This is a genomic window from Roseomonas sp. CCTCC AB2023176 (assembly GCF_042259275.1).
Lineage (GTDB): Bacteria > Pseudomonadota > Alphaproteobacteria > Acetobacterales > Acetobacteraceae > Roseomonas.
In genome coordinates this window covers 1802845-1820129 of record NZ_CP170086.1, presented here as the reverse complement: position 1 = coordinate 1820129, position 17285 = coordinate 1802845, and the positions used below count along the sequence as shown (strand labels likewise).

Annotated in this window: 18 protein-coding genes; 16 read left to right on the top strand and 2 right to left on the bottom strand. The window is 72.6% G+C overall.

The window, feature by feature from the left end; translation table 11 throughout:
• Nucleotides 1–63 precede the first annotated feature (63 nt).
• From ACE7GA_RS09100 to ACE7GA_RS09090, 3 genes are read left to right on the top strand one after another with little or no spacing between them, the layout of a single operon-like run.
• Entirely contained in the window at nucleotides 64–1299 is a 1236-nt protein-coding gene (locus tag ACE7GA_RS09100; RefSeq protein ID WP_376098668.1) for a cupin domain-containing protein, read from the top strand.
• A complete protein-coding gene (locus tag ACE7GA_RS09095) occupies nucleotides 1296–2036 on the top strand; it encodes an OmpA family protein (RefSeq protein WP_376098666.1) in 741 nt (246 codons plus the stop codon). Before ACE7GA_RS09100 ends, ACE7GA_RS09095 begins: the two co-directional genes overlap by 4 nt.
• Nucleotides 2033–3235 (top strand): cupin domain-containing protein, encoded by a 1203-nt coding sequence (locus ACE7GA_RS09090; RefSeq protein ID WP_376098664.1) that lies wholly within the window; start codon nucleotides 2033–2035, stop codon nucleotides 3233–3235. The genes ACE7GA_RS09095 and ACE7GA_RS09090 overlap by 4 nt, the downstream gene beginning before the upstream one ends.
• A 231-nt stretch (nucleotides 3236–3466) precedes the next feature.
• Here the strand turns inward: ACE7GA_RS09090 and ACE7GA_RS09085 are convergent, their stop codons facing one another.
• Both ACE7GA_RS09085 and ACE7GA_RS09080 read right to left on the bottom strand, forming a co-directional pair.
• Nucleotides 3467–5269 (bottom strand): UdgX family uracil-DNA binding protein, encoded by a 1803-nt coding sequence (locus ACE7GA_RS09085; protein ID WP_376098662.1) that lies wholly within the window; start codon nucleotides 5267–5269, stop codon nucleotides 3467–3469.
• On the bottom strand, nucleotides 5262–6554 hold the full coding sequence (locus ACE7GA_RS09080; RefSeq protein WP_376098660.1) for a putative DNA modification/repair radical SAM protein: 1293 nt from the start codon (nucleotides 6552–6554) through the stop codon (nucleotides 5262–5264). The genes ACE7GA_RS09085 and ACE7GA_RS09080 overlap by 8 nt, the downstream gene beginning before the upstream one ends.
• Before the next feature lie 247 nt (nucleotides 6555–6801).
• Here ACE7GA_RS09080 and ACE7GA_RS09075 point away from each other — a divergent pair, with 247 nt between their 5' ends.
• The 13 genes from ACE7GA_RS09075 (at nucleotide 6802) to ACE7GA_RS09015 (ending at nucleotide 17227) form a co-directional block, all read left to right on the top strand.
• On the top strand, nucleotides 6802–7854 hold the full coding sequence (locus ACE7GA_RS09075; RefSeq protein ID WP_376098658.1) for a type III polyketide synthase: 1053 nt from the start codon (nucleotides 6802–6804) through the stop codon (nucleotides 7852–7854).
• Between the two features lies 1 nt (nucleotide 7855).
• On the top strand, nucleotides 7856–8542 hold the full coding sequence (locus ACE7GA_RS09070) for a methyltransferase domain-containing protein (protein WP_376098656.1): 687 nt from the start codon (nucleotides 7856–7858) through the stop codon (nucleotides 8540–8542).
• On the top strand, nucleotides 8539–9612 hold the full coding sequence (locus ACE7GA_RS09065) for an NAD(P)/FAD-dependent oxidoreductase (RefSeq protein ID WP_376098654.1): 1074 nt from the start codon (nucleotides 8539–8541) through the stop codon (nucleotides 9610–9612). Before ACE7GA_RS09070 ends, ACE7GA_RS09065 begins: the two co-directional genes overlap by 4 nt.
• A gap of 59 nt (nucleotides 9613–9671) precedes the next feature.
• Nucleotides 9672–9908, top strand: a complete 237-nt coding sequence (locus tag ACE7GA_RS09060) for a DUF4170 domain-containing protein (RefSeq protein ID WP_376098652.1) — start codon at nucleotides 9672–9674, stop codon at nucleotides 9906–9908.
• A gap of 164 nt (nucleotides 9909–10072) precedes the next feature.
• Nucleotides 10073–11434, top strand: a complete 1362-nt coding sequence (locus ACE7GA_RS09055; protein ID WP_376098650.1) for a radical SAM protein — start codon at nucleotides 10073–10075, stop codon at nucleotides 11432–11434.
• A complete protein-coding gene (locus tag ACE7GA_RS09050; RefSeq protein ID WP_376098648.1) occupies nucleotides 11431–12192 on the top strand; it encodes a DUF547 domain-containing protein in 762 nt (253 codons plus the stop codon). The genes ACE7GA_RS09055 and ACE7GA_RS09050 overlap by 4 nt, the downstream gene beginning before the upstream one ends.
• A gap of 1 nt (nucleotide 12193) precedes the next feature.
• Complete coding sequence (locus ACE7GA_RS09045) at nucleotides 12194–12622, top strand: MauE/DoxX family redox-associated membrane protein (protein WP_376098646.1); 429 nt, start codon at nucleotides 12194–12196, stop codon at nucleotides 12620–12622.
• Complete coding sequence (locus tag ACE7GA_RS09040; RefSeq protein ID WP_376098644.1) at nucleotides 12619–13116, top strand: chalcone isomerase family protein; 498 nt, start codon at nucleotides 12619–12621, stop codon at nucleotides 13114–13116. Before ACE7GA_RS09045 ends, ACE7GA_RS09040 begins: the two co-directional genes overlap by 4 nt.
• Nucleotides 13117–13240: 124 nt before the next feature.
• Nucleotides 13241–14314 (top strand): radical SAM protein, encoded by a 1074-nt coding sequence (locus ACE7GA_RS09035; RefSeq protein ID WP_376098642.1) that lies wholly within the window; start codon nucleotides 13241–13243, stop codon nucleotides 14312–14314.
• An 11-nt stretch (nucleotides 14315–14325) separates the two neighbouring features.
• On the top strand, nucleotides 14326–15546 hold the full coding sequence (locus ACE7GA_RS09030) for an ABC transporter substrate-binding protein (RefSeq protein ID WP_376098640.1): 1221 nt from the start codon (nucleotides 14326–14328) through the stop codon (nucleotides 15544–15546).
• A gap of 3 nt (nucleotides 15547–15549) precedes the next feature.
• Nucleotides 15550–15972 (top strand): hypothetical protein, encoded by a 423-nt coding sequence (locus ACE7GA_RS09025; protein ID WP_376098638.1) that lies wholly within the window; start codon nucleotides 15550–15552, stop codon nucleotides 15970–15972.
• Complete coding sequence (locus ACE7GA_RS09020) at nucleotides 15912–16469, top strand: hypothetical protein (RefSeq protein WP_376098636.1); 558 nt, start codon at nucleotides 15912–15914, stop codon at nucleotides 16467–16469. The genes ACE7GA_RS09025 and ACE7GA_RS09020 overlap by 61 nt, the downstream gene beginning before the upstream one ends.
• Nucleotides 16370–17227, top strand: a complete 858-nt coding sequence (locus ACE7GA_RS09015; RefSeq protein ID WP_376098634.1) for an ABC transporter permease subunit — start codon at nucleotides 16370–16372, stop codon at nucleotides 17225–17227. Before ACE7GA_RS09020 ends, ACE7GA_RS09015 begins: the two co-directional genes overlap by 100 nt.
• The last annotated feature ends 58 nt before the right edge of the window (nucleotides 17228–17285 follow it).

The following is a 17285-nucleotide window of genomic DNA, read 5'->3' as shown; positions in this document are numbered from 1 at the left end:
TTCCGTCACCGTGACGGCGGCGAGACGCATGACGGGCGGGCCGGCGCGGGCTAGTTTGGGGGCATGTCCCTCACCCTCGCCGAACTCCTCGCGCCGATGGACCCCGCGCGCTTCTTCGCGGAATACCATGACAAACAGCCGCTCCTGGTCCGCGGCACGCCGGGCAAGTTCGCGGGGGTCCTGTCCTGGCGGGGCATCGACCGGCTGTTGGACCAGTCGCATATCTGGTCGTCGCATTCCCTCAAGATGCAGATGGACGGGCAGGCGGTGCCGCCGGAGGCCTATTGCGTCCGCGCGACGTCGCGCGACAACGCGCCGGTGCTGCAGCCCCATGCGGAGCGCGTGCGGGAATGGGTGGCGCGCGGCGCGACGATCGTGCTGAACGACGTGGACAGCCTGACGCCCGGCCTGGCCTCCGTGTCGCGCGCGCTGGAGGATGCGGGACTCGGCCGCGCGCAGGCGAACGTCTACATCTCCTTCCAGGCGCACAAGGCCTTCCCGTCGCACTTCGACACGCACGACGTCTGGGCGGTGCAGGTCGAGGGCGAGAAGAGCTGGAACATCTGGTCCGGCCGCGCCGACTACCCCATCGCGCACCCCGCCTTCCGTTCGCTGGGCCAGGCGCACCACGATCGCTCGAAGGGCGAGTTGAAGGAGAAGGTGCTGCTGCGCGCGGGTGACCTGCTCTACCTGCCGCGCGGCTGGTACCACGACGCGCTGGCGGAGGGCGCGACCTCCGTCCACGTCGCCTATGGCACGAACGCCGTGCTGGGCGTCGAATTCGCCCAGATGCTGGCGGAGCGCGCGATGGGCGATCCGCAGTTCCGCGCCCCGCTGCCGCGGCAGGACGGGACGCCGTCCGCGCAGTTCGCCCTGACGCAGCGTGCGGCGCAGTTGGGGCAGAAACTGGCGGAGTTCGCGCGTGACCCGGCGGTGCTGCAAGCGCTGGCAAAGCATGTCGCCGAGGCTCGGTTCCCGCGCGGGGGCAACCATCTGCTTGGCGCGCGCGGACTGGAACCGCCGCGCGGGGTGGAGGATGCCTCGCCGGCCGTCGATGGCGAGGCGCCGGCCTTCCGCGTCATCGCCGGCGAGGCGAAGCCCGTGCGCCGCGGTGCGGAATGGGTGCTCAAGACCGGCGCCGGGGCGACGTCCCTGTCGCCGCAGGAGGCGGAGGCCGCGGGCTGGATCCTGTCGCGGCGCGACGTGGACCCGGCGGCCCTGCGCGCCGCCCATCCAACGGTGGATGCGGAGGCCTTGCTGTCGCGCCTGAAGCAGGCCGGCGTGTTGGCCGCGGCATGAGGTTCCTGTCCTTCGCCATCGCCCTGCTCGCGGCCGGTCCTGCCGCCGCGCAGGGCACGCCGCCCCGCCCGGCCCCCGGGCCCGCGCTGCCGCCCTTCCAATGCGTCGGCGCCGAGGCGCTGGAGGAGGATGTCTTCGAGGTCCCCTTCACCGCTGCCAGCGACCGTGTCGGCGATGCCGCGCGCACGCCGCTGGCGCTCGCCGTCGAGTTGCTGAAGCGGGAGCCTGACCGCAACGCCTGCATCCTCGGCCACGCGAACCGCGAGGGCGGGCAGCAGACCAGCGTGAACCTTGCCGCGCGCCGTGCGCGCGCGGTTCGGGACGCCCTGCAGCGGGCCGGGATTCCGGAAGCGCGGCTGCGGTCGGAGGCGCGCGTCGCCGGCTTCAGCCGGACCACCGGCAACGCGGTGGCGCGCAGCGTATCGGTCGTCATCATGCCCGTCAGCGCACCCCGGCCCGAGCGCGTAGCGCCCGAACCCGCCGCGCGTCCCGCCGAGCCGGCGAACCGCCCCGCCGCGCCGATCCCGCCGACCGAAGTGGCTCCGCGCCCCGCGGCACCACCCCCCGAACCCACGTCCCGCCCGGAGCCGGGTGCGGCGTCCCCTCCTGGTCCGGCGCCGACACCCGCCCAACCCGCGCCGGCCGTCCCTGACCCGGCGCGCGAGGATGCCGAAGCCCATGGTGCGGCGCCGGCGGCGGGTGGTAACCCGCCGGCTCCCGCCCCGACGAACCGATGACCGACGCACCCCCGTCCGGCCCGGCCCCGTCGCTGGTGGAATCCGCCCTCGCCCTGGGCTTCGCGGGGCTGTCGCCCGACGCCGTCCTGGCGCTGCGCGAGGGCAAGGAATGGCGCCACTTCCCGGCAGACCGTCCCGACCGCTTCGCGCACCTGCTCTCGGTCGCCGACCTCGACGCGCACCTCGCGACCGATGCGGCGCGCCTGCCGCGCGTGACCATGGCCGACAGCCGGCGCCGCGGCAGCGCCGCCGTCCCGCCCGAGGATTTCACGCGGGAGGACGGGCGCGTCGAGCCGGCCCGGCTGCACGCCCTGTTCGACGGCGGCGTGACCCTCGTCGTCTCCCAGTTCCACGAGACGCACCGGCCGCTCGGCCTGTTTTGCCGCGGGCTGGAGCGCGCCTTCCTGCACGCCGTGCAGAGCAACATCTATCTCACGCCCGGCGGCAAGCATGGTCCGGATGGGGGCGGCGCGCAGGGCTTCCGCCCGCACTTCGACACGCATGATGTGCTGGTGCTGCAGGTCCGGGGACGCAAGCGCTGGCGCCTCTGGCCCGGCGAGCCGCTGCCGCGCCCGACGCGCCGCACGCCCTGGCACAACCAGGTGGAACCGCAGGGCGAGGCCGCCGAGGTCGTGCTGCACCCCGGCGACGCGCTCTACGTGCCCCGCGGGATCATGCACGACGCCGTCGCGGTGGGGGAGGAACCGTCGCTCCACGCGACGATCGGCCTCCTGGAACCCTCGATCGCCGAGGCGATGCGGATGCTGCTCGACGTCGCGGAGGATGAGGACGCCGCCTTCCGCGCGGCGACGCCGACCTGGCGGCTGGACGATCCGGACGCCGTGGCGGGCCTCGTCGCCTCCCTCGCGGCGCGGCTGGCGGAGCCGGAGCGGCTGGCGCAGCTCCGCGCCCGGCTTCTGAACCGGCTGGCCGATGAGCGGATTGCCCTGTCCGCGCGCGGCCTGCTGCCCGAGCCCTTCGACCCGTCCCGCCCCGTCGCCCTGGCCGAGACGGCGCACCACCACGTCCTTGCCGCGCCCGAAGGTGCCGTCCTCCGCGCCGCGGGCGTCGAGGAACGGCTGACGATGGTGGAACTTGAGGCGCTGGAAGCGATGGAGGACGGCACGCCGCCCGCGGCGATCGGGCCGGTCGCGGTGGCGCTGGCGGAGCGGTTGCGGCGTGTCGGCGTGATGCGCTGAGGGGCCCTGCGAGAAGGCGCTGCCTTCTCCCAGACCCTCATCCGCCAGGAGGCTTGCCTGCTGGACCTCAATCTACTTGCGGATTCCATTGGCTGAGGGTTGGTCTCCACGCGCGCTTGCGCCGCGCGGAGACCAACCCTCAGCCAAGGGCGTTCGATGGAACGGGGTCCAGGGGACGAGTCTCCTGGCGGATGGAGGTCCGGAGGAGGGCAGCACCCTCCTCCAAGGCCGTCACCCCATCCCCCGAGCCGTCGCCGCCGCCTGGCCCAAATCCTCCACGAACCGGTCGTACTCCCTAGCCTTCGCCGCCTCGTCCGGCAGGCGGAGGAGGTAGGAGGGGTGGACGGTCGGGTAGAAGGGCCGCCCGTCCGTGTTGCGCAGCAGCGATCCGCGCATCTTCGTCACGGGCATGGCGCGACCGGAGACGGCGCGAAGGGCCGTCGCGCCGAGGGTGACGATGAGGCGGGGCTGCACGATCTCGATCTCGCGCTGCAGGAAGGGGCGGTACCACGTGATGTCGCCGGCATCGGGCGACTGGTGCAGGCGTCGCTTGCCGGTCGGCGTGAACTTGAAGTGCTTCACGGCATTGGTGACGTAGGCCTCGTCGCGCGCCACTCCCGCCTCGCCCAGCGCGCGGTTCCAGAGGCGTCCCGCGGGGCCGACGAAGGGGTGGCCCTGGATGTCCTCCTCGTCGCCGGGCTGTTCGCCGATGAACATCAGCAGCGGATGCTGCGGGCCCTCGCCCATGACGGGTTGGGTGCTGTTGGCCGTCCAGGCCGGGATGTCGTTGCGGTCGAGGAGGTCGCGGCGCAGCGCGGCCAGGGCCTCCGCGTAGTCGGCCGGCGTGTCGAGAGGCAGGAGGGAATCGGGCATGGCTCCCGCCTCAACGCCCGGATCGGAGTCGGGCTTCGCGGAAATGATCCCGGGCGCGGACAGGCTCGCGCCGGGCGCGGACAGGCTCGCGCCGGGCGCGGACAGGCTCGCGCCGGGCACATGCAGCGCGCGTTGGCGGCGGGGTGCGGGCTCGGCGGCGCCGGCGGCGATCATCTCCGCCACCCGCTTCGGCGCGTCCTGGATCAGGCGGGGGATGTCCCGGGCCTCCGGCAGGTTGCGCCAGTACTTCTTCGGCATCTCCGCCCGCATCGCCTCGGGCTTGAGCCGCGCGGGGTTGAAGATCGCGGCGAAGTAGGCGCGCCACATCGTCTCCGCCGCATCCTCGGCCGGCGCATCGGCGCGCCGGGCACCGGGGCCGAAGCGGATCACCTCCCCGTCCCAGTGCGCGGAAACGGTCGGCGTCAGGATGGACCAGCGCAGCGAGGCGAAGCGGCGGGCGAAGAAGTCGGCCTCGGCGCGGAGGATGTGGTGCTCCGGCTCGAACCACGCGACGAAGCGCGTGTTCGGGTCGGGCGCGGGGAAGGGCGTGGCCGACGCGACGGAGGGCATGGGATCGGTTAACGGCGCGGGCGCCTGCTCCTCCGCGGCGTCCAGCATCGGGGCGGCGTCATCCAGCGCCCCCATGTCGCGGAGCGCGAGCGCGACCGCCTTCGCGTTCCGCGGCGCGGCCGGCACGTTCGGCGCGCGTTCGGCCCGCACCGCCTCCCGGATCGGGGCGGAGAGCGCGCCGTCATCCTCCACCCGCACCTCCCGGAAGCGGACGAAGGCGTGCATCTTGTGCGCGTCGCGGCGGACGGCGCGCGCCATCGCCTCGGCCCGCGCGACGTCGGCATCGGTCGCGACCTCCAGAAGCCCGCGGTCGGCCTGCAACCGGTGCAGCAGCGAATGCAGCAGCGTGAACCGGACGGGGTCGCGGTGGCGGATGACCAGCCGCGCGAGGTTCGGAAAGTCGCGGGGAACGCGCGGCGCCTCGATCCCCGGTGGCGGCTCGGGCGGCGGCGGGCCGCCGAACAGCGGCACGGGCTCACCATCGACGCGCCAGGCCACCTCCTCCGGCGGGATGCCTGCCATGACGAGGCTCCGCGCAGCGACGCGCCAGCCCTCGAAGTCATCGGGCAGGTCGAGGCTGACGCTATACATGCGCGAACAAGGAGGGCTGGTAGGGCTTGGCCAGCGCCGCGACGAAAGCGGGATCCACCCGCTCGGCGATCCCCTCCCGCGGCGCGACGATGGCGCGCAGGTCCGCGCGGTCCAGCAGCCCTCCCTGTCCTCGGTGATCCGGCGCGCAGACGAAGGGCGCGACCTTGCGCAGCGGCACGCGCAGGCGCGCAAGGTCCGACAGCCGCACGGGCCCCGAACGCCGCGCCGCGATGATCCGGTCCACATTGCGCGTGCCGAGGCCGGGAACGCGCAGCAGCAACTCCCGCGGTGCACGGTTCAGGTCCACGGGGAACTGGGCGCGGTGCTTCAGCGCCCAGGCCAGCTTCGGGTCGACGGCGAGGTCGAGCATGCCACCTTCACCGCCCGCGACGATCTCCTCCGTGCTGAAGCCGTAGAAGCGCATGAGCCAATCGGCCTGATACAGCCTGTGTTCCCGCACCAGCGGCGGCGGGGAAGGCGGCAGCAGCGACGATGCGTCGGGGATCGGCGAATACGCGGAGAAGTACACCCGCTTCAGCCGGTACGACCCATACAGGTTCGCGGAAGTCGTCAGCACCGTCTCGTCCGTGGACGCGTCGGCGCCCACGATCATCTGCGTGGACTGCCCGGCCGGTGCGAAGCGTGGCGGCGCGGCGCGGGTGGCCTCCTTCTTCGCCTCGGCATAGGCATCGATGCGCGTGCGCAGGCCGGCCATGGCGACGCGGATGGCGCGCCCGTCCTTCTCCGGCGCCAGTGTCTTCAGCGACTCGACGGCCGGCAACTCCACGTTGATGGACAGCCGGTCGGCGTAGCGCCCGGCCTCCGCCAGCAGCGCGGGGTCGGCGTCAGGGATGGTCTTGAGGTGGATGTAGCCCTTGAAGCCGTGCACCTCCCGCAATTCACGGGCCACCCGCACGATCTGTTCCATCGTGTAGTCGGGCGAGCGGATGATGCCGGAGGAGAGGAATAGCCCCTCGATGTAGTTGCGCCGGTAGAAGTCGAGCGTGATGTCCACGAGTTCCCGCACCGTGAACCGCGCGCGCGGGACGTTCGAGGTCGCGCGATTGATGCAGTACGCGCAGTCGAAGACGCAGGCGTTCGTCAGCAGGACCTTGAGCAGGGAGATGCATCGCCCGTCCGGGGCGTAGGCGTGGCAGATGCCCATCCCCTCCGTGCTGCCCAGGCCACCGGCCTTGCTGTCCCGCTTCTCCGTGCCCGAGGAGGCGCAGGAGGCGTCGTACTTCGCGGCGTCGGCGAGGATCTCGAGCTTGCGGAGGAGGTCCAAGATTCGCGTCCTGTCTGGAACCGGAATGTGGGGACGGGTCCCGATTCAGGCAAGCACAAACGGGGAACGCCCGCTCCGGCCGGTTCGTCGCCCCGTTGGGGCAGCCTGTTGCATCGACCCATAGCGGGCGCCGCACCGCACGTTCCGCTCCAAGGCTCCGCTCCAAGGCAAGGATTCGCGTTCGTGACTGCCCCGCCCGGGCCGGGCAGCCTTGCCCCGGTCCCCTCGCGGCCCAACTCCCCAACGGATGGCTGAAGCACACCTGAACCGGATCGCGACGGCGACGCCGCGCCACGAGGTCCACGACACGTTCCGCCGCTTCGCCGGCTACCAGATCACCGAGCCGAAGATCCACACTGCCTTCGCCCGGCTGGCCGAACGGTCGCAGGTCAACACCCGCTGGTCCGTCCTGGAACCCCTGCCCGACGCGACCGGCACGGCCGATGGCTTCTACCGCCTGGACCGCTTTCCCAGGACGGGCGAACGCATGGCGCGCTACGAGCGCGAGGCCCCCGCCCTTGCGGGCATGGCCCTGGACCGGCTGGCTTTCGACGGGTCGGAGGTCACGCACCTCATCCTCGCGACCTGCACCGGCTTTGCGGCTCCGGGCCTGGATCACTGGATCATCCGGGAATACGGCCTGCCGAACGACGTGGAGCGGACGATCGTCGGCTTCATGGGCTGTCAGGCCGCGATCAACGCGCTGAAGCTCGCGCGGCACGCCGTGCGCTCCGATCCCCGCGCCCGGGTGCTGGTCGTCAACCTCGAATTGTGCTCGCTCCACCTCCAGCCGAGCAGCGAGGTGGAACAGCTCCTCTGCTTCCTCCTCTTCGCCGATGGCTGCTCGGCCGCCCTCGTCACGGCGGAGGAGGAGGGCTTCCGGATGGACGGCTTCCACGCCGCGCTCTTCCCCGACGCATCGGACCAGATCACCTGGCACATCGGCGATGCGGGCTTCGACATGACGCTCGCCGGGACGGTCCCCCTGACCCTCGCCCGCGCCCTGCCGGACCATACGCGCGCCATCCTCGGCGGGGCCAACCACGGGGACATCGACCTTTGGGCCGTCCATCCCGGCGGCCGCTCGATCCTCGATGCCGTCATGCATGGCCTCGACATCCCGCCCGAGGGCCTCGATACCTCCCGTACGGTCCTGCGTGACAACGGCAACATGTCCTCCGCCACCGTCATGTTCGTGCTGGAGCAGATGCTGGCCCGCTCGGAGGCCGGGCAGCGGGGCGTCGCCCTCGCCTTCGGCCCGGGCCTGTCCGCCGAGACGATGCGGTTCACGGCCTGCTGACATGCTCCGCGCCCGCAGCACGGCCGAGGAGTGGATGGACGACGAGGCCGCGACGGAGGCCGATTTCCGCGGGGCCTTGAGCGACCTCGAACGGATCAACCGCGTCACCCTCGCCTACCGCCCGACGCTGCGATGGCTGGATGATCTGGTCCGTCGGACCGGCGCGTCGTCGCTCTCCGTCCTCGACGTCGGCGCGGGCGGCGGCGACATGCTCCGCGCGGTCCGGCGCTGGGCCGACCGGCGCGGGGTCGCCGTGACCCTGACCGGCCTGGATCGCTCCCCCTGGGCGGAGCCCGCGGCGCGCGAGGCGGGGACCGAGGCGGACTGGATTACGGACGATCTTTTCGCGCTCGATCCCGCCCGCCGCTTCGACGCCGTCATCTGCTCCCTCTTCACGCACCACCTGCGCGACCCGGACCTCGTCCGCTTCCTCCGCTGGCTCGACGCGCGGGCGGAGCGGGGCTGGATGATCTCCGACCTGCACCGGCATCCCATCCCCTTCGGCGCGGTCTGGGCGGGGGTGCGGCTGTTCCGGATGCATCCGATGGTGATCAGCGACAGCACCATCTCCATCGCCCGCGGCTTTTCCCGCGCCGACTGGGAACGGCTGGTCGCCGAGGCGGAGGTCGAGGCGACGATCCGCTGGGCCGTGCCCTTCCGCTGGACCGTCTCGCGCATCCGGGCATGACGGACGCGGAGGTCATCGTGCTCGGCGCCGGCCCGGCGGGCTGCGCGGCGGCAACCGGCCTGGCCCGCGCGGGCCGCGACGTGCTGCTGCTGGAACGCGACGCAGTGCCACGGGAGGTCGTCTGCGGCGAGTTCCTGGGACCCGATGCCGTGGCCGCCCTGCGTGTCCTCGGCCTCGACGCGGCGGCGATGGAAGCGGTGTCCATCACCTCACTGCGTATCGGCGCAGGAATGCGCGAGGCCGCGGCGCCACTTCCGTTCCCCGCCTGGGGCCTGCCCCGGCGCGTGCTGGACGGCGCGCTGCGCGACGCTGCGGCGCATGCCGGGGCGGGCCTGTACGTCGGCAGGGCCGTGGTCGCGGCCGAGCGCAACGGCGGCCTGTGGCACCTGCGCCTGCGCGACGGCGCCGCGCTGACCTGCCGCGCCCTGGTGCTGGCGACGGGCAAGCACGCCCTGCGCGGCCATCCCCGCCTGCCGGCCCGCGACGGTGCGACCGGGCTGAAACTGCACCTGCGCGGGCTTGACCTCGCCGGCACCGTCCACCTGCTGCCCTTCCCGGGCGGCTATGCGGGGCTGCAGCCCACCATCGGCGGTGCGAACCTCTGTGCCGCCATCCGCGACGCGCCGGGGGAGGCCGCGCGCGACACGCGCGCCCTCCTCGCCCGGGTGGCGGCGGGGTCGGCCCTCGCCGCGCGCCTGCTGTCCGGCGCGGAGCCGGCGACCGACCGTCCCCTGGCCGTCGCGGGCGTTCCGTACGGCTTCCTGCACCGCGCCGCGGCCGGGCCACCCGGCCTCTATCGCGTCGGCGACCAGGCGGCGGTCATCCCGTCCCTCACCGGCGACGGGATCGCGATGGCGCTGCATTCCGGCCTCGCCGCCGCGCGCGCGATCGTCGCGGGCCGACCCGCGGCAGAGCACCACGCCGCCTGGGGGGCGGCGGCACGCGCCCCGATGGCCTGGGCCGGGCTGACCTCCTTCGTCCTTCACCGCGCCCCGGCGACGCTCGCCGTGGTGGCCACCGTGCCGGGCCTGCCCGCCCTCTTCGCCCGCCGCACCCGCATCGCGGCGTGACGGTTTGGGGAAGCGCGCGCCCCGCGGTAATGGCCGCCGCGAACGGTTGAGGACCCGCGATGCCCTACGATCCCACCCCCCGCCAGCTCCACTACGTCTGGGGCGGCATCTTCACCGACGGCTCCTGGCGCGACCTCGAGCCGAACACGGAGGAATCCTACGGCCCCTTCCACGACGCGAAGGAAGCGGAGCGCGTCTGGAACGAGAAGGCGCGCCGCAACATCGACATCGCGAACCACCGCCTTTTCGTCATCGCCATCCCACGTCCGGGTGCCGCGCCCGGCGGCCGGGGCTGACGGCCGCCGGGCCCCGCGCCGGAACCGGCGGGGCCCGTTGACGATTCCGTGATCAGGCGGAGATTCGTCGCGCGCCGCCCTCGCCACCGCATCCGGCGATGCCACCGTCCCGTAGCGGTGGGGATGGTACGGCGGGTTCGATGACGGGTTGTGGTCGGCGCGTGATGACGCGGGATGAGGTCGCGTCGGCGGAGCCTTACCCGTCCCCTGCCCCCGGTTCCGACCCCCTGGCGCGCGCCCGCGCCCGGATGGAGGAGACGGGCCAGTGGCACCCGCGCCAGTCCATGGGCCGCCGCTGGTCCATCGGCTGCGTCGCGCTGGAGATCACGCAGCGCTGCAACCTCGACTGCACGCTCTGCTACCTCTCCGACCATTCGGAGGCCGTGCGCGACATCCCGCTGGAGGAGGTGTTCCGCCGCATCGACCTGATCCGCGACCACTACGGCGCGGATACCGACGTGCAAGTCACGGGCGGCGACCCCACGCTGCGGGATCGCGCGGAACTCGTCGCGATCGTCCGCCGCGTGCGGGAACGGGGGATGCGCCCCAGCCTCTTCACCAACGGCATCAAGGCCACGCGCGACCTACTGACGGAACTCTGCGAGGCCGGCCTCGTGGACGTCGCCTTCCACGTGGACCTGACGCAGGAGCGCAAGGGCTACGACAGCGAATTCGCGCTGAATGCGGTGCGAGAGGAATACATCGGACGGACCCGCGGCCTGCCGCTGTCCGTCTTCTTCAACACCACGGCCTTCGACGGCAACTTCCACGAGATCCCGGGCGTCGCCGCCTTCTTCGTCCGCTACGCCGACGTCGTGCGGGTCGCCAGCTTCCAGCTGCAGGCCGACACCGGCCGCGGCACGGTCCGCGCGCGGCGGAACCCCATCACCATCGCGACGGTCGCCGATGCCATCCGGACCGGCGCCGGGGCGCCCATCAACTTCGACACGCCGATCGCCGGCCACGCGGACTGCAACCGCTACGCCATGACCCTCGTCGCGAACGGGCGGGTGCATGACTTGTACGGTGAGGACGAGGCGCTGGCGACAATCCTCCATGCGACGGCCGGCGTGCAGTTCGACCGGCAGCATCGTGGGCGTGCCACGGTCGCGTTGGCGCGGCGTCTCGCGGAGCGGCCCGGTGCCACGCTGCGGCTGCTGCCCTGGGCGGCGCGGCGCCTCTGGGCCATGCGCCGGGACCTGATCGCCGCGCGCGGGCGGGCCCACAAGCTGTCCTTCTTCCTCCACGACTTCATGGACGCCGAACACCTGGACTGCGAGCGGATCGGCGCCTGCGTCTTTATGGTCGCGACGGCCGACGGCCCGGTCTCCATGTGCCTGCACAACGCGAAGCGGGATGCCTTCATTCTCAAGCCCCTTGCGACGCAGGAGGGCGGCTGGTGGGACCCGCTGAGCGGGGCCATCACCGCCGAGCCCGTCGCGCCGGAGCCGGTGCTGACGCGCAAGAACGCCCGCGGGCGGCGGCGCCTGGAGATCAACCACGCCCGCAGGGAGCCGGCGGAATGAACAGGCCGGGACGACGCATGATGCTGGCCGGTGCCGCCCTCCTCGCCGCGCCGCGGATCGCCGGCGCGCAGGGCGCCGATCCCGCCTGGTTCGAAGCGTGGGAGACCGTGCTGCGCCGCCGCGTTGACGCGCAGGGCCGCGTGGATTTCACGGGGATCGCCGCCGATCCCGGCCCGCTTCCCACGATCGTCGCGGAAATCGGGCGCGCGGGGTCGGAGGACTCCCGTTCCCCCACCCACCTGCTGGCCTGGCGGATCAACGCCTACAACGCCCTGGCCATGCACGGCATCGTCCTGCGCGGCATCCCCCAGAGCCTGGACTTCCTCGGCCGCTTCGGCTTCTTCGCGAACACCAGCATCCGCGTCTCAGGCCGCGACACCTCTCTCAAGTCATTCGAGGACGACGTGATCCGCCGAATGGGCGAGGAGCGCGTGCACTTCGCCCTGAACTGCATGGTCCGCGGCTGTCCCCGCTTGCCGCAGGAACCCTTCCGCGCCGCGCGGCTGGATGCGCAGCTCGCCGGCGCGGCGCGGGAGTTCTGCGAGAGCGGGTATCAGGTCCGCCCCGACGCGCCCAACCGCGCGGTCTGGGTGTCGCAGATCTTCGACTTCTTCACGCGGGACTTCGTGCCGGCCAAGGCGCCCTCCGTCCTTGCCTATGTCAACCGCTGGCGACGGGAACCCCTGCCGGACGACTGGACCGTCCGGTACTTTCCCTATGACTGGACCATCAACCGCCAGCCCGGTGCCGCGGGGTGATGTGCGCAGGGCCCTCACGACCGCTCTCGTCATCGGCTTCGCCTGGGCGCTCGCGCTGCTGCACGGAGCGGCCGCGCTCGGCAAGGCGCTGGATCTCCGGGGCTTCGTCGCGGTCGCCGACGCCTACCGGCTGGTGCCGCCATTCCTGACGATGCCCGGCGCGCTGTCGCTCACCCTCGCGGAGGCCGGGATCGCGCTCGGCCTGGTGCTGCCGCGCTTCCGTCGTCCCGCCGCCATCGCCGCGGGTGCCCTCGCGCTCACCTACGGCGCAGCACTGATCGCGACGCTGCTCCGCGGCATCCCGCTCGAGAACTGCGGCTGCTTCGGCGTCTTTCTCGCCCGTCCCCTGACGGTTTGGAGCCCGGTCGAGGACCTCGTCCTCGCCGCGTTGTGCTTCGCCGTCGCGCGCCTCTCGCCGGTGCCGGCATGACCCGGCGTGAGCTGCTTCTCCTCGCCGCGACGCCGGAGGTGGAGTTTCCACCTGCCCTGGACGCTGCGGGAACGCGCCTTGTCCTGAACGGCACGGCGCGCCGCACCTGGTCCATCCTGCGGATCGAGGTCTATCGCGCCGCCCTCTACCTACCCGCGCCGTCGAACGACGCAGCGGTCATCCTCGGTACTTCCGCGCCGCGGCTGGTCGAGGCGCGCTACCGCCGGGACGTGCCGCTCGACAGCGTCGTCGCGGCCTGGGAAGCCACGGCCGGCGCGCCCCTGCCCGCCGCCTTCCGCGCCTGGCTCCGCCCGATCGCGGCGGGCGACGTGGAACGGCAGTTCTTCCGCGGCGATGGCGTCGTGCTCTCCGGCCCCGGGCGGCCGGAGGCCTTCCAGCCCGGCATGGCCTTCGCGCGCCGGCTCCTTGCCACCTGGATCGGCATGGAGGCCGATCCGGACGTGCGCCGCGGCCTGCTGGGGGGCGGAGCGTGACCGTGACCCGGCGGCGGACGAAGCTGCCGCGACGGGGGTGCCCATCCGCCGGCCCCGCCTCAAATGGGGCAGGAGCCCCCTTCCATGCTATCCGGGAACCGCGCAGCCGCGGTCGGGAGTCCTGATGCAGTCGATCTACTGGGTGATGTCCTGGGCCTGCCACCGCAAGTGCAAGCACTGCTACGAGGACAAGTTCCGCCCCTATGTCCGCGGTGCCCTGGAAGGCGTGGTATCGGAAGCCGAGCGCGCCTTCCCCCGCATCATCGCGAACCTGCCGGAGCGCATGCGCTACCTCGACCTCGACGACGTCGGCGAGGACGGGGGGCCGCGGGAGAAGACGGGACGCATCATCCTATCCGGCGGCGAATCCCTGATAGACCCCGTGCGGGAACGCGTGACCTACCCGATCATCGAGGCGCTGGCGGACCGCTACCGCGACCGCGGCGGCGTGAAGATCGTTGTCCAGACCACGGGCGACCTGCTGACGCCGGAGATCGTGCGGGACCTCGTGGACCGCGGCGTGTGGCTCATCTCCGTCTCCGGCGTCGATGACTTCCACGTCGGCATGGAAGGCGAGGACAAGCAGGCCGCCTACCGCGCGCGCCTGACCGCGATGATGGAGGCGGAGGGCATGCGCCCCTCCATCCGCGCGACGACGCATGGCAGCATGATGGACCAGGACGGCCCGATCTTCTCCTTCTTCGGCGCGCAGCCCGGGTCCTGGATCGGCAAGCTCTGGCCGCGCGGTCGCGCCTGGGACAACGGGCTGTCCACCGCGACCCTCGCGGACAATTTCTGCAACAACTGGTCGGGCGGGCAGAACTTCCTGCGCTATGGCTTCTCGGGGTCCGAGGTGTCGCTTGAGCCCAACGGCAACGTCTATCCGTGCTGCATCAAGACGAAATTGCCGCTGGGCAACGTGGCTGAGGAACGGTTGAAGGACATCCTCGAATCCCTCGCCGGCGACCCGGTCTACGAGGCGATCAACGCCGGCCAGCCCGAGCGCATGGGCCTTTCCCATGGCTGGAGCATCGAGACCTTCCTGGAGAAGTCGCGCACGACGGACCCGATGGGCCGCCCCTACGCCAACCTCTGCGTCGGCTGCGACAAGTTCCACGAGGAAGTGCTGGCCCCCCGCATCGAGGCCGCGCGCGTCCGGCGCCGCGCCCGTGTCAGCGAGCCAGTTCCCGCGGAGTGAGGAGGTCCACGATGAACGCCACCCGCCGCAGCCTGCTGCTCTCCGCCGCCGCGCTGCCCTTCGCGGCGCGGGCCCAGGCGCCGGGCCACCCGCTGCTGGCGGCGCCGTGGGAGGAGGTGCTGCGCCAGGCGCGTGGGAAGCCCTGCTTCTACAACGCCTGGGCCGGCGACGACCGCACGAACGCCTTCATCGAATGGACCGCAGGCCGTCTGCGGGCGTTGCACGGCGTGGACCTCCGCCACGTCCGCCTGCGCGACACCGCGGAAGCCGTGACCCGCGTCGTCGCGGAGAAGGCGGCGGGGCGGAACGAGGCCGGCACCGTGGACCTCATCTGGATCAACGGGCCGAACTTCCTGGCGATGAAGGAACAGGGGCTGCTCTTCGGCCCCGTCCTGGATCGCCTGCCGAACGCGCGCTTCATCGACCGCGAGGGCAAGCCCGCGACGATGACGGACTTCACCGTCCCGGTGGACGGGCTGGCTGTTCCCTGGCGCCTCGGCAAGGTCGTCTTCATCCACGACGCCCAGCGCCTGCCGAACCCGCCGATGACGATGGCGGCGCTGCCGGACTGGGCCCGCGCGAACCCGGGACGCACGACGCATCCCAACGTCCGCAACTTCATGGGCGCGACCTTCCTGAAGCAGGCGCTGCTGGAACTCTCCCCTGATCCGGCCGCCTTGCTGCGCCCCGCGACGGATGAAGCCCTGCGCCCTGCCGCGGACCTGCTCTGGGCCTGGTACGACCGCCTTCGCCCGCGTCTCTGGCGCGGCGGCCGGGCCTTCCCGGAAAGCGGCCCGGCCCAGCGTGCGCTGATGACGGACGGGGAGATCGACCTCTACATCGCCTTCAACCCCGCCGAGGCCGTCGTCGCCATCGCCGGCGGTACGCTGCCGCCGACGGCGCGCGCTTACGTCCTGTCCAGCGGCACGATCGCGAACTGTTCCTTCAATGCGATCCCCTACAACGCCGCGAACGTTGCCGCCGCCATGGTCGCCGCCGACTTCCTGCTGGGCGCCGAAGCGCAGGCCCATGCGCTGGACCCGCGCGTGCTCGGCGCACCCACCGCGCTCGACGTCGGCGTGCTGCGGGCCGTCGACCGTGCGAAGTTCGAGGCGATCCCCTCCTCCCCTGCCATGCCGACGGGCGTCGCGCTGGGGCGCGACCTGCCGGAACCGCACCCGTCCTGGATGACGCGGCTGACGACGGAGTGGGAGCGCCGCTACGGCCGCTGACCCGTGCTGCGCGTCGCCCCTGCGCTGACCGTCGCGCTCTTCGTGGGGCCGATCGCGGCGGGGCTGCTGGCGACGGCGCTGCCGGCCTTCGGCTGGCTGCCGGCGCTCGGCGGTACCGCCCTCTCCCTCGACCCCTGGCGGGCGCTGCTGGACGCGCCGGGCTTGCCGCGCGCGGTGGGACTGACGCTGCTTACGGGATTCGGCGCGACGATCCTTTCGCTCGCGGTCGTCGTCCTCTTCCTGATCGCGGCGCAGGATGCCCGGTGGTTCCGGCGCGTGCAGGCCGCGCTTTCCCCGTTCTGGCGACGCCGCACGCGGCGCTGGCCATCGGCTTCGCCTTCCTCGTCGCGCCGTCGGGGATGCTCGTGCGGCTGGTCTCGCCCTGGGCGACGGGATGGACGCGGCCGCCCGACGTCGCGACGGTGAACGACGAATGGGGCCTCGCCCTCATCCTCGGCCTCGTCGTGAAGGAGGTTCCCTACCTCCTCCTCATGGCTTTCGCCGGGCTGTCGCAGGTGCCCGCCGCGGGCGCGCTGCGCGTCGCGCGGTCCCTCGGCTACGGGCCCGCCTCCGCCTGGCTGAAGGCGGTGCTGCCGATGCTCTACCCGCTGCTGCGGCTGCCAATCTATGCGGTGCTGGCCTTCTCGCTCTCCGTCGTGGACGTCGCGCTCATCCTCGGCCCCGGATCGCCACCGACGCTCGCCGCCTTCGTCGTGCGGTGGATGACCAGCCCGGACCTGTCGCTGTGGTTCCCGGCGGCGGCGGGGGCGTTGCTGCTTCTGCTGCTCGTCCTCGGTGCCATCGCCCTCTGGCGCGGCGCCGAATGGGCCACCGCCGCGCTCGGCGGCGCTGGATCGCGGCGGGCGGGCGCGGCGGATCGGCGCGAGGACTGCGGATCGCCGGGCCGTCGCTCGTTGCCCTGATCCTCGCGGCCAGCGCCGCCTCGATCGTCTCCCTCCTCCTCTGGTCCCTCTCCGGCGCCTGGCGCTTCCCGGACGCGCTGCCCATGGCCTTCACCACTGCGACCTGGGCCCGCATGTCCTCCGCCGTCGCGGACCCAGCGGCCGTCAGCCTGATGGTTGGCCTGCTCTCCACCGCCGCCGCGATCCTCCTGGCCCTGGCCTGCCTGGAGGCCGAATCGCGCCACGGCTTCCGGCCGGGCCGCCGTGCCCTCGCGCTGATCTGGCTGCCGTTGCTGCTGCCGCAGCTGTCCTTCCTCTTCGGCTTTCAGGTCGCGCTGGTGCGCGCCGGGCTGGATGCGACCACCTTCGCCGTGGTCTGGGCGCACCTGCTCTTCGTGCTGCCCTACGTCTTCCTCTCCCTCGCCGATGCCTGGCGCGCGATGGATCCGCGCTACGCGCGCACCGCCGCGGCGCTCGGCGCGGGGCCGTGGCGGATCTTCCTGCGCGTGAAGGTGCCGCTGGTGCTGCGGCCGCTCTCCGTCGCCGCGGCCATCGGCTTCGCGGTGAGCATTGGCCTCTACCTTCCCACCCTCTTCGCCGGCGCCGGCCGTATCGCGACGCTGACGACCGAGGCCGTCACCCTCGCCGCCGGGTCAGACCGCCGTATCCTCGGCGTCTATGCCGCGGCGCAGGCGGCCATGCCGCTGCTGGCCTACGCGCTCGCCGCGGCAGTCCCGGCCTTGCTCCACCGGAACCGGCGGGGCATGCGGCCCACGTGACCTTGGTCCTGGAGGATGTGCGGATCGCGCTGGGACCGACGATCCTCGTCGCGCTGCC

Excerpts from the sequence above, each read along its gene's own strand:
- ACE7GA_RS09100 (WP_376098668.1), top strand. The coding sequence starts at position 64 with ATGTCCCTCACCCTCGCCGAACTCCTCGCGCCGATGGACCCCGCGCGC.
- ACE7GA_RS09095 (WP_376098666.1), top strand. The coding sequence starts at position 1,296 with ATGAGGTTCCTGTCCTTCGCCATCGCCCTGCTCGCGGCCGGTCCTGCC.
- ACE7GA_RS09090 (WP_376098664.1), top strand. The coding sequence starts at position 2,033 with ATGACCGACGCACCCCCGTCCGGCCCGGCCCCGTCGCTGGTGGAATCC.
- ACE7GA_RS09085 (WP_376098662.1), bottom strand. The coding sequence starts at position 5,269 with ATGTATAGCGTCAGCCTCGACCTGCCCGATGACTTCGAGGGCTGGCGC.
- ACE7GA_RS09075 (WP_376098658.1), top strand. The coding sequence starts at position 6,802 with ATGGCTGAAGCACACCTGAACCGGATCGCGACGGCGACGCCGCGCCAC.
- ACE7GA_RS09070 (WP_376098656.1), top strand. The coding sequence starts at position 7,856 with ATGCTCCGCGCCCGCAGCACGGCCGAGGAGTGGATGGACGACGAGGCC.
- ACE7GA_RS09065 (WP_376098654.1), top strand. The coding sequence starts at position 8,539 with ATGACGGACGCGGAGGTCATCGTGCTCGGCGCCGGCCCGGCGGGCTGC.
- ACE7GA_RS09060 (WP_376098652.1), top strand. The coding sequence starts at position 9,672 with ATGCCCTACGATCCCACCCCCCGCCAGCTCCACTACGTCTGGGGCGGC.
- ACE7GA_RS09055 (WP_376098650.1), top strand. The coding sequence starts at position 10,073 with ATGACGCGGGATGAGGTCGCGTCGGCGGAGCCTTACCCGTCCCCTGCC.
- ACE7GA_RS09050 (WP_376098648.1), top strand. The coding sequence starts at position 11,431 with ATGAACAGGCCGGGACGACGCATGATGCTGGCCGGTGCCGCCCTCCTC.
- ACE7GA_RS09040 (WP_376098644.1), top strand. The coding sequence starts at position 12,619 with ATGACCCGGCGTGAGCTGCTTCTCCTCGCCGCGACGCCGGAGGTGGAG.
- ACE7GA_RS09035 (WP_376098642.1), top strand. The coding sequence starts at position 13,241 with ATGCAGTCGATCTACTGGGTGATGTCCTGGGCCTGCCACCGCAAGTGC.
- ACE7GA_RS09030 (WP_376098640.1), top strand. The coding sequence starts at position 14,326 with ATGAACGCCACCCGCCGCAGCCTGCTGCTCTCCGCCGCCGCGCTGCCC.
- ACE7GA_RS09015 (WP_376098634.1), top strand. The coding sequence starts at position 16,370 with ATGGGCCACCGCCGCGCTCGGCGGCGCTGGATCGCGGCGGGCGGGCGC.